Source organism: Curtobacterium citri, assembly GCF_030362955.1.
Taxonomy (GTDB): Bacteria; Actinomycetota; Actinomycetes; order Actinomycetales; family Microbacteriaceae; genus Curtobacterium; species Curtobacterium citri.
Genome location: NZ_JAUCML010000003.1, coordinates 259234 through 270246, shown reverse-complemented (window position 1 = coordinate 270246; position 11013 = coordinate 259234). Strand labels below are relative to the sequence as shown.

The 11013-nt window shown below is 73.6% G+C and carries 13 protein-coding genes; 10 read left to right on the top strand and 3 right to left on the bottom strand.

What is annotated here, in order from left to right; genetic code table 11:
• Positions 1-21 precede the first annotated feature (21 nt).
• Positions 22-474 carry a DUF3817 domain-containing protein gene (locus QUG92_RS06125; protein ID WP_182045273.1) on the bottom strand — a complete coding sequence of 151 codons (453 nt, stop codon included), beginning with the start codon at positions 472-474 and terminating at the stop codon, positions 22-24.
• Positions 475-562: 88 nt separating this feature from the next.
• Here QUG92_RS06125 and QUG92_RS06120 point away from each other — a divergent pair, with 88 nt between their 5' ends.
• A complete protein-coding gene (locus QUG92_RS06120) occupies positions 563-1339 on the top strand; it encodes a ThuA domain-containing protein (protein ID WP_182045274.1) in 777 nt (258 codons plus the stop codon).
• A complete protein-coding gene (locus QUG92_RS06115) occupies positions 1336-2493 on the top strand; it encodes a PP2C family protein-serine/threonine phosphatase (protein ID WP_182045275.1) in 1158 nt (385 codons plus the stop codon). The genes QUG92_RS06120 and QUG92_RS06115 overlap by 4 nt, the downstream gene beginning before the upstream one ends.
• A gap of 47 nt (positions 2494-2540) precedes the next feature.
• Here QUG92_RS06115 and QUG92_RS06110 read toward each other — a convergent pair whose 3' ends face one another.
• A complete protein-coding gene (locus QUG92_RS06110) occupies positions 2541-2972 on the bottom strand; it encodes a hypothetical protein (protein WP_141718994.1) in 432 nt (143 codons plus the stop codon).
• Positions 2973-3088: 116 nt separating this feature from the next.
• On the opposite strand from QUG92_RS06110, the gene QUG92_RS06105 reads away from it, so the two are divergent.
• The 8 genes from QUG92_RS06105 to QUG92_RS06070 all read left to right on the top strand — a co-directional run bounded on the left by QUG92_RS06105 (position 3089) and on the right by QUG92_RS06070 (position 10163).
• Complete coding sequence (locus QUG92_RS06105) at positions 3089-3751, top strand: ScbR family autoregulator-binding transcription factor (protein ID WP_289458071.1); 663 nt, start codon at positions 3089-3091, stop codon at positions 3749-3751.
• 130 nt (positions 3752-3881) lie between these two features.
• Positions 3882-4760: an aminoglycoside phosphotransferase family protein gene (locus QUG92_RS06100; protein ID WP_289458070.1), complete on the top strand. Its 879-nt coding sequence runs from the start codon at positions 3882-3884 to the stop codon at positions 4758-4760.
• Positions 4761-4818: 58 nt separating this feature from the next.
• Complete coding sequence (locus tag QUG92_RS06095; protein ID WP_182045278.1) at positions 4819-5457, top strand: DUF6197 family protein; 639 nt, start codon at positions 4819-4821, stop codon at positions 5455-5457.
• Entirely contained in the window at positions 5454-6143 is a 690-nt protein-coding gene (locus QUG92_RS06090) for a DinB family protein (RefSeq protein ID WP_289458068.1), read from the top strand. The genes QUG92_RS06095 and QUG92_RS06090 overlap by 4 nt, the downstream gene beginning before the upstream one ends.
• A 205-nt stretch (positions 6144-6348) precedes the next feature.
• The gene (locus QUG92_RS06085; protein WP_069713178.1) at positions 6349-6996 is read left to right on the top strand and encodes an ABC transporter permease; all 648 of its coding nucleotides are present in this window, start codon (positions 6349-6351) and stop codon (positions 6994-6996) included.
• Positions 6983-8287, top strand: a complete 1305-nt coding sequence (locus tag QUG92_RS06080; protein WP_182045279.1) for an ABC transporter ATP-binding protein — start codon at positions 6983-6985, stop codon at positions 8285-8287. Before QUG92_RS06085 ends, QUG92_RS06080 begins: the two co-directional genes overlap by 14 nt.
• Complete coding sequence (locus tag QUG92_RS06075; protein ID WP_182045280.1) at positions 8284-9048, top strand: ABC transporter permease; 765 nt, start codon at positions 8284-8286, stop codon at positions 9046-9048. The genes QUG92_RS06080 and QUG92_RS06075 overlap by 4 nt, the downstream gene beginning before the upstream one ends.
• Positions 9045-10163, top strand: coding sequence for a glycine betaine ABC transporter substrate-binding protein (locus QUG92_RS06070; RefSeq protein ID WP_182045281.1), 1119 nt, complete (start codon positions 9045-9047; stop codon positions 10161-10163). Before QUG92_RS06075 ends, QUG92_RS06070 begins: the two co-directional genes overlap by 4 nt.
• A gap of 151 nt (positions 10164-10314) precedes the next feature.
• Here the strand turns inward: QUG92_RS06070 and QUG92_RS06065 are convergent, their stop codons facing one another.
• Positions 10315-10950 carry a TetR/AcrR family transcriptional regulator gene (locus tag QUG92_RS06065; protein WP_083263980.1) on the bottom strand — a complete coding sequence of 212 codons (636 nt, stop codon included), beginning with the start codon at positions 10948-10950 and terminating at the stop codon, positions 10315-10317.
• Positions 10951-11013 lie beyond the last annotated feature (63 nt).

Here is an 11013-nt window from a genome sequence, read left to right as displayed (position 1 = left end):
GCGCGTGCTAGGCCTGCCGCGTCAGCCCTTCGGGACCGGGGGACCGACGACCAGCAGCGCCGAGAACACCAGCGCGACCGCCACGACCCCGATCGCCGCCGACACCCCGGGCCGACGCACCACGAAGAAGAGCAGGCGGTCCCAGACCCCGGACCGCTCGTCGGCGGTCCGTCGCCAGGGCCCCTCGAGCATGCCGCGCCGGGCGACCGCGACCTCGAACGGCACCGTGGCGTACGGCACGACGGCACTCGCCCAGCCGAGCACGAGCGCCCCGACGGACCAGCGCTGGTTCACCGCGACGACCGTCGTCACCACGAGGTAGGCCAGGAACACGAAGCCGTGGATGCTCCCGCCGATGCGCACGCCCCAGTCGCCGGCGTCGAGCGCGTACTTCAGCACCATCCCGGCGATGAGCAGCGTCCAGGTCACGAGTTCGGCCACGGCGGCGGCGCGGAACAGGGATCGGGGAGTCATGCCGACATGGTCGCGCACCCTGCCGGGGAGACTCCCGACACACGGCCGGTCGTATCGATTCGACCCGACACCGGGTAGCGTCGTCGTCATGTCAGCGCCGACCGAGAGCCGTCCCCTGAACATCGTCGTCTGGAACGAGAACGTGCACGAGAGCCGCGGCGACGCGACCGTGCTCGGGCACTACCCCGACGGCATGCACACCGTGATCGCCGCCGCCCTCCGCGAGCAACACCCCGGGGCGTCCGTGTCCACGGCCACGCTGCAGGAGCCCGAGCACGGCCTGACCGCCGAGCGGCTCGCCACGACCGACGTGCTGTTCTGGTGGGGCCACGTGGCGCACCAGGACGTGTCCGACGAGGTGGTCACCCGCGTGGTCGAGGCCGTCCACGCCGGCATGGGGCTCGTCGTCCTGCACTCCGGGCACTACTCGAAGCCGTTCACCCGGCTGATGGGCACCACGTGCTCCCTGAAGTGGCGCAACGACGGCGAGCGGGAGCTCGTCTGGACGATCGCACCCGAGCACCCGATCGCCGCGGGCGTCCCGCACCCGATCGTCATCGACCGTCAGGAGATGTACGGCGAGTACTTCGACATCCCGCGCCCGGACGAGGAGGTCTTCCTGTCGACGTTCGCCGGCGGCGAGGTCTTCCGCTCCGGGGTCGCCTACCGCCGGGGTCTCGGCCGGGTGTTCTACTTCTCGCCCGGCGACCAGGAGTACCCGGTGTACCACCACGCGGACGTCCAGCGGGTGCTCGCCAACGCCGCAGCCTGGGCCGCTCCCACGTCCGAGCGCCGGCAGCTGACGGCCGACCCCCACCCGCGGGACTGGTTCCTCAGCGGTGGGTCGGGTACACAGGAGGCGTGACCAACCATCTCGCCGGTGCGGACAGGCGCACCGCGGTGATCGAGGCGCTCGAGGTCCTGGGCTCCGGCCCGGAGGAGCGCTTCGACCGCATCACCCGCATGACCCACGAGGCCTTCGGCGTCCCGCTCACCTTCCTCAACCTCGTCCACCACGACCTCGTCACCACGCAGTCGACGTTCGGGTTCCAGCAGGGCACGAGCGTCCCCGCGAGCGAGCAGTTCTGCGCGACGACCGTGCTGAGCCCCGAGCCGATGGTGATCCCGGACGCCGCGCTCGACATGCGGTTCGCGCAGTCGCGAGCGGTGACCGAGTACGGCATCCGGTTCTACGCGGGCGCCCCGCTGACCATGCCGGACGGCACGCGCGTGGGCACCCTCTGCGTGATGGACGCCGAGCCGCGGGTCTTCTCCGACGAGGACCTCGCGCTCCTCGGCGACCTCGCCCGCTGGGCGGAGCGGGAGCTCGGGTACTCGATCGAGCGCGGCCGCGTCCAGCGGGTGCTCGCCGGGCTCGTGCCGGACCCGGTCACCGTCCCCGGTGCGTCGGTCACGGGGCTCGTCGTGGCGGACGAGGACGGCGGCGACCTCGCCGACTGGCGCACCGCCGCCGACGGCTCGGTGCACGTCACCGTCGGCACGGTGACCGCAGCCGGTCGCGCCTCGGCGCTCCTCGCCGCCTCGGTCCGCGCGGCCGTGGTCGCCCGGACGGACCTGCCGCTCCGCGACGCGGTCGCCGGCCTGGAGGCACAGCTCACCCCCGACCTGTCGACCGCCGGCGCCGTCGGCTCGCTCCTGCACCTGCGGTTCGACCCGACGTCGGGTCACGCCGAGTGGGTGGACGCCGGCCACGGGGAGGCGCTGCACCTGTCCGGCGGCACCGTCACCCCGCTGCGGTCCACGGACCTGCCGTTCGGCCTGCGGTCCGGCGGGGTCCAGCGGAGCGTGTCCTCCCTCGACCTCGCGCCCGGCGACCGCGTCGTGTTCGTCACGGACGGCACCCTCGGGCTCGACGGCGTCGGGGACGCGCACGGCCTCGCGACCGTCGCCGCGGCGCACCCCGACGACCTGGTCGACCACGTCCGGGCACTGGTCCCCACCGACCGGACGACCGCGGACGTCACCGTCGTCGTGCTCACCCGGCCCGCTGCGGACTGACGGGCGCTGCGGACTGACGAACGCTGTGGACTGACGGACGCAGCGGGCTAGCGGGCGCGCGGTGCCGGTCGTCCGGTGGCCGCCGCCACGAGCAGGGTCGCCAGGAGCGCCACACCGGCGAGCTCGACGCCGAGCCCCGCGGTCTTCCAGTACGCGCTGCCGACCACCTGCGGCTGCGTGATCGCCGCCGGCCACCACGGGTCGAGGAACGGGACCGTGCCGGGGAACGGGTCGGTCCCGAGCACGACGAGACCGCCGAGCAGCAGCACCACGCCGAGCCCGGCCATCGCCCCGCGCGGGCCGTGCAGCATCCGGACGACCAGGGCCGCGGCGAGCCCGGCGAACCCGAGCACCGCGAGCAGGAAGGCGACGACCACCACGGGCTGCGGGGTGAGCGCCACCCAGTCGAGCACCGCGATCGGCAGCAGCAGCCACCGTCCCGTCCGGGCCCAGCGTCGCGGGTTCCGCCATCCGTCCATGCCGGTCACGGTACGACAGCGCGCCGGGGGGTCCCCTGAGGGCCTCCTTCCGACCGGCTCCGCTGGTTACCATCGACGGCATGGCGCAGGACGGCCGGGGCAGGCAGGATCGGGCGGTGGCGACGCGGGCGGCCCTCATCGAGGCCGCCGCCGCGGAGTTCGACGAGCGCGGCTACGCCGGGGCGTCGATGGACGGGGTCGCCGAGCGGGCCGGGATGACCAAGGGCGCGCTCTACTTCCACTTCCGGTCGAAGGCCGACACGGCGAGCGCGGTGATCGCGGCGCAGGACGAGGTCTCGCGCCGGTACGCCGCGGCGGCCGCCGCCCGGGTGGCGTCGCCGCTCGAGTCGCTCATGTGGATGTCGCAGGGCGTCGCCGCGCAGATGACCAGCGAGGTCGTCGTGCGCGCCGGTCTGCGCCTGACCGCCGACCCGAACGCGCGGGCGATCCCGCGGGAGCACCCGTACGACCACTGGGTCGGGCACACCGCCGACCTCGTCCGCCGCGCAGTGGACGCGGGTGAGGTCGACCCGTCGTGGGACCCCGAGCTCGTCGGACGCGTGGTGAACCCCGCGGTCGCGGGCGTCCAGATGATCTCGGACGTGCTGCGCGACCGCGCCGACCTGTACGAGCGCCTTCGGGAGCTCTGGACGGTCCTGCTCAGCGCGATCGGGACGGAACGGACACGGGCCGAGGTGCCACGGCTGGTGGCGATCATCGCGCCGGACCCACCGGGACCGGCCGCGTGTGCGGACGGTGCCGGGGACCCGGTCGACTGAGGGCGACGCGGGTCCCCCCAGGGACACCCACGTCGCTGTGCCACGAGGATACCGCGGAGTACGTTTCCGCGAGCAGCCCCAGTTCGCGGGACCGCCCGGCCCGGACCGGCGACCCCGCTACCCTGGGCCCGTGGCGACCCCGGCAGCCGAGCACCGCATCGACGTGGCCCTCGTCGCCGCCCTGCTCCGCGACCAGCACCCCGACCTGGCCGACCGACCACTGCGGGTCGTCGCGAGCGGCTGGGACAACGTGGTGGTCCGTGCCGGCGACGACCTGGCCGTGCGGCTGCCCCGGCGCGCGGCGGCCGCACGGCTCGTCGCCCACGAACAGCGCTGGCTGCCGGACATCGCCGCCCGGGTCGGCGGGGTGGTGGCGGTCCCCGAGCCGGTCCGCACCGGCCGACCGGCGCTCGGGTACCCGTGGACCTGGAGCGTCGTGCCCTGGCTGCCGGGCCGTCCCGCCGGGGAGCGCCCGCAGGGGGAGGCGGTGGCGCGGACGCTCGCGGCGTTCCTCGACCGGCTGCACGTGCCCGCCCCCGCCGACGCCCCCGTGAACCCGGTCCGCGCGGTCCCGCTGGCGACCCGCACGGACGCGGTGCTGACGCGACTGGCGACGGCCGACGTGCCCCGGGCGGCCGAGCTGGCGGCGCTCTGGCGGACCGCGGCCGGCGAGCCGACGCACACCGGGCCTCCCGTCTGGGTGCACGGCGACCTGCACCCCTTCAACCTGCTCGTCCAGCGGCAGCCGCTCGGCGACGAGCACCTGTCCGCCGTGGTCGACTTCGGGGACGTGACCTCGGGCGACCCGGCGGTCGACCTCGCGACGCGGTGGCTGACCTTCGACCGTGCGGGACGGCGCGCGTTCGCCGCGCTCGTCCCCGCCGACGCGGCCACCTGGACACGCGCCCGCGGCTGGGCGGTGTCGCTCGCGTCGGCGCTCGCCGTCACCGACGACGACGCGTTCCGGACGACCGCGGCCGCCGCGATCGACGCGGTGCTGGACGACTGAGGGCACCGGGGCTTATCGTTCCCTCACCTGACCGTGCACCGGAGATCGGAGGGGCCTGATGACCCTCGAGTTCCACGCCCCGCACGACGTCGACACCGACGCCACCCCCGCCCCGTCCACCCGGTCCGACCGCCGGGGTCCGAACGCTCCCGGGCGTGCCGGCGTCCGCGGCCTGCTCGACCGCCTCGCCGCCCGTCGGGCCGTCGCCCGCGACCGTCGACTGGTCGCGCACCTGCACGAGCTCGACGACCTCCAGCGGCTCCTGACCGACGCGCGCGGCGTGGTCGAGCGCGGGTGGATCCAGCACTCCTGGTTCGCCTACCTCGACGAGCACGGTCGCGTGCGGAAGGCCGCGAGCGCCGCGACGATGGACGCCCAGGGCCGTCCGCTCGTGGCAGCGTGCCTGGTCGGCGCCGTGGTCTCGGCCGCCGGCGGTCCGCAGGTCGTGCACTCGCAGCAGGTGCAGCGGGCGCTCGACCTGGTCTGGCACGCCCTCGCGGCCGACGAGGGGCAGGCCGTCGCCTGGTGCCCGGCGCCGGACATCCGGATGGCCCGCGTCCGCGACCTGACGAGCTGGAACGACGGCACGGACCGCACCGCGACCGAGGTGGCCTCGCTGCTCCTCACCGCGGAGCGCGTCGCCGTGCACGAGGCCGCGCGCGTCCAGGCGCGGCGGACGGCGGTCCCGACGACGTGACCGACGCCGTCCCGCAGGTGACCCCGGCCGCACCGTCGCCGTCGATCGCGGCGAGTGGCCTGTCGGCGCTGTCCGACGAGGGCTCCGCCCCGACGACGGACGCGGCGATGGTGAAGGACACGCTGCACCGCTACCTGCGGAAGCACCGGGCCGCGCTGCTCGCCAAGCTCGACGGCCTGGCGGAGCGGCAGGCCCGGTGGCCGCTCACCCCGACCGGCACCAACGTGCTCGGGCTCGTCAAGCACGTCGCCGGGGTGCAGGCGGGCTACCTCGGGCTCGTGTTCGACCGTCCGCTGCCCGACCCGCCCGCGTGGCTCGAGTCGTGGGACGGCGAGGACATGTACGCCTCGCTCGAAGAGACCACCGCGGACGTCGTCGCGTTCCACCACCGCAGCGCCGCGCACGCCGACGCGACCATCGGGGCGCTCGACCTCGACGCCCGCGGGGTCGTCCCGTGGTGGCCCGAGGACCGTCGCGACGTGACGCTGCACCGGATCCTCGTGCACCTGGCGTACGAGACCGCGCGGCACGCGGGGCACGCCGACGTCGTGCGCGAGATGCTCGACGGTCTGGCCGGCGACGGGGACGGCAACCTCGCCGACAAGACCGCCGCCGAGTGGGCCGACTGGCGCGCGCACCTGGTCGACATCGCCGAGCGGGCGGGGCTGGCCGAGCACGACCGGTAGTCGACCGCCGCTCGACATCGTTACCGTTCTCCCAGGCAGTGCGGGGCGCTGCCCTCGTGACCTGGGCTTTCCTCCTGGGCGGAATCGCAGGATCCGCAGCTTCGGCGTCCTTGTCGTTGTACAAGCGGGGGTCGCCCTGCGTACGGTCGGTCGGGTCCGTGCCCCGTCCTGTGGGGCGTCCAGCCCACCAGGAAGGGGCCCACCCGTGCTCCAGTACGTCGTGGAGCGATGGGACCAGATCTGGTTCTCGTCGTGGCAGCACTTCTCGCTGGTCGTCCAGTGCACCGTGCTCGCCACGCTCATCGCCGTGGTGCTCGCCACGCTCGTCTACCGCAGTCCGCAGCTCACGTCGATCGCGAACGGGGTGTCGGCCATCGGGCTGACGCTGCCGTCCTTCGCGGTCATCGGGCTGCTCATCGTGCCGCTCGGCTTCGGCGTCGTGCCGTCGGTCGTCACGGTCGTGTTCTTCGCGACGCTGCCGATCCTGCGGAACGCCGTCGTCGGCCTCGCCGAGATCCCGCCGACCGTCGTCGAGTCGGCGCGGGGGATCGGCATGAGCCGGATGCGCACCCTGCTGCAGGTCGAGCTGCCGATGGCGTGGCCGATCATCCTCAGCGGCGTCCGGGTGTCGGCGCAGATGGTGATGGGCATCGCCGCGATCGCCGCCTACGCGCTCGGCCCCGGCCTCGGCGGCTTCATCTTCTCCGGGCTCTCCCGGCTCGGCGGCGCGAACGCCCTGAACTCCGTCGTCATCGGCGTGGTCGGCGTCGTCCTGCTCGCCCTCGTCCTCGACCTGCTCCTCATCGGCCTCGGCCGCCTGACCACCCCGAGAGGTATCCGTGTCCAGCACTGACCCCGCCACCACCACCGCACCCGAGGGCGACGTCACCGGTCGCAGCATCCTGCTCGACGAGGTCACCAAGCGCTACCCGGGGCAGCAGAAGCCCGCCGTCGACGGCATCACGCTCGAGATCCCGGCCGGCAAGGTCGTCATGCTCGTCGGTCCCTCCGGCTGCGGCAAGACCACCACGCTGAAGATGATCAACCGGCTCATCGAGCCCACCGAGGGCCGCATCGTCGTCGGCGACGAGGACGTCACGAGCATCGACGGCGACGAGCTCCGTCGCCGCATGGGCTACGTCATCCAGGCGGGCGGGCTCTTCCCGCACATGACCGTCGCGGCGAACATCGCGATCGTGCCGAAGATGCTCGGCTGGTCGAAGGAGAAGATCGCCGCCCGCGTCGACGAGCTCCTCGACCTGGTGTCCCTCGACCCCGACACCTACCGCGACCGGTTCCCGCGGGAGCTGTCCGGCGGTCAGCAGCAGCGTGTCGGCGTGGCCCGCGCGCTCGCCGCCGACCCGCCCGTGCTGCTCATGGACGAGCCCTTCGGTGCCGTCGACCCGATCACCCGGCAGCGCCTGCAGGACGAGCTCCTCCGGATCCAGGAGGAGCTGCACAAGACCATCGTCATCGTCACGCACGACTTCGACGAGGCCGTGAAGCTCGGCGACTGGATCGTGATCTTCACCGAGGGTGCGCACATCGTGCAGTACGACACCCCGGAGCGGATCCTGGCCGAGCCGGCGAACGAGTTCGTCGAGAACTTCATCGGCTCCGGCGCCGGGCTGAAGCAGCTGACGCTCAACCGCGTGCGTGACGTCGAGCTCGCCTCGGCCGTCACGTGCTCGGCCGGCGAGGAGACCCGCGCCGTGCTGCAGCGCATGGACGAGGCCGGCGGCCACCAGCACGCCGTCGTCGTCGACCGCCGCCAGCGCCCCGTCGGCTGGCCGAGCCGCCGCCAGCTCGAGCGCCTGACCCGGGTGCCCGAGGGCGTCGAGCCCGACCTGCCCGTGGTCGGCGAGGCCGCGACGCTCAACGACGCGCTCGACACCATGCTCGTCTCGAGTGCCGGTGCCGCGCTGGTCACCGGTCGCGGTGAGGCGTTCCGCGGCGTCATCACCGTCGAGACCGTCATGGACGCGATCACCCGGTCCCGGGCCGCCGCCGCGTCCGACCAGGCGTACGCCCCGGTCGGCACGAACACGAACCCGATCGAGACGCTGCCGTCGTCGCCCGTCACGATCGAGGAGCGGAACGACGAGCACGCGGCCCGCACCGGTGCCGCCGAGGACGACCGGTGAGCACCGCCGCCGTCGCCGGGCCCGCCACGGGCGAGCGGACCCCCTGGAAGGGCCTGCTCGTCCAGCCGATCGCGATCCTCGTCGTCCTCGCCGGGTTCGCGGTGTGGCTGGCCACAGCCGACCTCTCCGCCACCGAGCGCAGCACGCTCAACCCGTCGAGCATCCTCGACCTGACCGGGCAGCACCTCGTGCTCACGCTGCAGGCGACCGTGCTCGTGCTCGTCATCGGCATCCCGCTCGGCATCCTGCTCACCCGCGGGCCGTTCCGCCGGGCGAGCACCGCCGTCATCGCGGTCGCCAACTTCGGGCAGGCCGCCCCGGCGGTCGGGCTCATCGTGCTGCTCGCCGCCTGGCTCGGGCTGAACAGCTGGTCGGCCGTGGTCGCCCTCGTGCTCTACGCGATCCTGCCGGTGCTGCGGAACACCATGCTCGGCGTGCAGAGCGTCGACGACCGGCTCGTCGAGGCCGGTCGCGGCATGGGCATGAGCGCGTTCGCCGTCCTGCTCAAGGTGGAGCTGCCGCTCGCCGTGCCGGTCATGCTCTCGGGCATCCGGACCGCCCTGGTCCTGCTCGTCGGCACCGCCAGCCTGGCGACCTTCGTCGGTGCGGGTGGCCTCGGGCTGCTCATCACCACGGGCGTGAACCTGTTCCTGCCCGCGGTGCTCGTCTCCGGGGCGCTCCTCGTCGCGCTCCTCGCCCTGACCATCGACTGGATCGGCCGCGTGGTCGAGACCGTCGCACGACCGAAGGGACTCCGATGACGTACGACGACCAGCCGCACGCCGTCCAGCCGCACGACGCCCAGCCGCACGCCGTTCGGCCGCACCGCCCCGCGGGCCGCACCGACGTGCCGGGCGTGAGCCGTGCCTCCCGTCCGTCCGTCCGTCGCCGCGCGCTCGCCGCAGCCGCCGTGGCGGGGGCGAGCGCCCTCGTCCTGACCGGCTGCGGCCTGCAGCCGGCCGCGTCCTTCGTACCGGGCGCCGCACCCGGCTCGATCCAGCGGATCGACGACCTGCCGGACGACGTCCACCTGACCGTCACGTCGAAGAACTTCACCGAGCAGCTCGTGCTCGGGAAGATCGCCGTGCTCGCCGCGAAGGCCGCCGGGTTCGACGTGACCGACGAGACCAACGTGCCCGGCTCCGTCGCCGTCCGCGAGCTGATGACCTCGCACAGCGCCGACGTGACGTACGAGTACACGGGCACCGCCTGGCTGACGTTCATGGCGCACGACCAGGGGATCCCGGACAAGACCGAGCAGTGGCAGGCGGTGAAGGACGAGGACGCCGGCAACGGTCTGACCTGGCTCGAACCCGCGCCGATGAACAACACGTACGCCTTCGCCGTGCGCGACGAGGCCGTCCCCGAGCTCGACGACGTGCAGACGCTGTCGGACATCACGAAGCTCCCGGTCGACCAGCGCACGTTCTGCGTCGAGTCGGAGTTCAACTCGCGTGCGGACGGCTTCAAGCCGATGCTCGAGAAGTACGGCCTGGAGCTCGGTGGCTCGGGGGAGGACGGCGTGCCGACGAGCAACGTCAGCATCCTCGACACCGGGACGGTGTACACGGCCACGGACCGCGGCAAGTGCAACTTCGGCGAGGTCTTCACCACCGACGGGCGCATCAAGTCGCTCGGGCTCACCGTCCTCGAGGACGACCGTGGCTTCTTCCCGGCCTACAACGTCGCGCCGGTGATCGACTCGGCCACGCTCGAGGAGTACCCGCAACTCCGCGACGTGTACGACCAGATCTCGCCCGCGTTGACCGACGAGGTGCTGCAGGAGCTCAACCGGCAGGTGGACGTCGAGGGGCGTGAGCCGGCGGACGTCGCGTTCGACTGGATGGTCGACGAGGGCTTCATCACGGCGCCCTGACCGGGTGGTCGGGTGGTCGGATCGTCGGGTGGTCGGGACCTCCTGCAGGTCCGGACGGGAGGCGCGGTGCCGGTGGGTGGCGCGCCTCCCGCCGTCCACGGGGTCGCGTCGCGGTCGCCGGGTGCGCCGGTCTGCGCGGGGCCGGTCCGCGTCAGGCCGCGTCGAGGCGGGTGGCGGTGTCGCGGATGGTCGCGACGAGTCGGGCGCGCACCTCGACGGGGTCCGAGCCCTCGTGGCGGGCCGCGCTGCGCAGCCCGGTCATGCACATGCCCAGGAGCATCTCGGCCGCCTCGGGCGTCGCCGCCTCGGGCCCCCACGCCGGATCGCGCGCCAGGATCGTCCGGACAGCGCCGGTCATCGCCTCGGCCACCGTCGTCATCCGGGCCACCTGCCGGCGCACGAGCTGCGGGAAGCGCACGATGACCTCCTTGCGGTCCGTGCGCTCGCGCTCGTCGCCGAAGGACTCGCCGAACACCAGGAACGCCAGGTCGACCACGGCCTCGACGACGGGCCGGCCGGACACCGCGGCGAGGTGGGCGTCGAGCGCCTCGGGCGAGAGGTCGACCTCGGTGTGCCCGAGGACGGCGTCCTCCTTGCTGGCGAAGTAGTTGAAGAACGTCCGCGGGGAGACGTCCGCGCGCGCGGCGATCTGCTCGATGGTCGTGCGCTCGAGGTCCTGCTCGAGGACGAGGGACCGGGCGGCGCGGGCGATGCGGCGACGCGTCTCGAGGCGCTTGCGGTCGCGCAGGCCCAGCGCGGGAGCCGGTGCGGACGCGGTGTCGGACATGGCGTCACTGTAGCTGTCGGAGGCCCGGATCTGCAGGGTGCGCAAGCTTGCAGGGGTGCACCG

Excerpts from the sequence above, each read along its gene's own strand:
- QUG92_RS06125 (WP_182045273.1), bottom strand. The coding sequence starts at position 474 with ATGACTCCCCGATCCCTGTTCCGCGCCGCCGCCGTGGCCGAACTCGTG.
- QUG92_RS06120 (WP_182045274.1), top strand. The coding sequence starts at position 563 with ATGTCAGCGCCGACCGAGAGCCGTCCCCTGAACATCGTCGTCTGGAAC.
- QUG92_RS06110 (WP_141718994.1), bottom strand. The coding sequence starts at position 2,972 with ATGGACGGATGGCGGAACCCGCGACGCTGGGCCCGGACGGGACGGTGG.
- QUG92_RS06095 (WP_182045278.1), top strand. The coding sequence starts at position 4,819 with ATGACCCTCGAGTTCCACGCCCCGCACGACGTCGACACCGACGCCACC.
- QUG92_RS06070 (WP_182045281.1), top strand. The coding sequence starts at position 9,045 with ATGACGTACGACGACCAGCCGCACGCCGTCCAGCCGCACGACGCCCAG.
- QUG92_RS06065 (WP_083263980.1), bottom strand. The coding sequence starts at position 10,950 with ATGTCCGACACCGCGTCCGCACCGGCTCCCGCGCTGGGCCTGCGCGAC.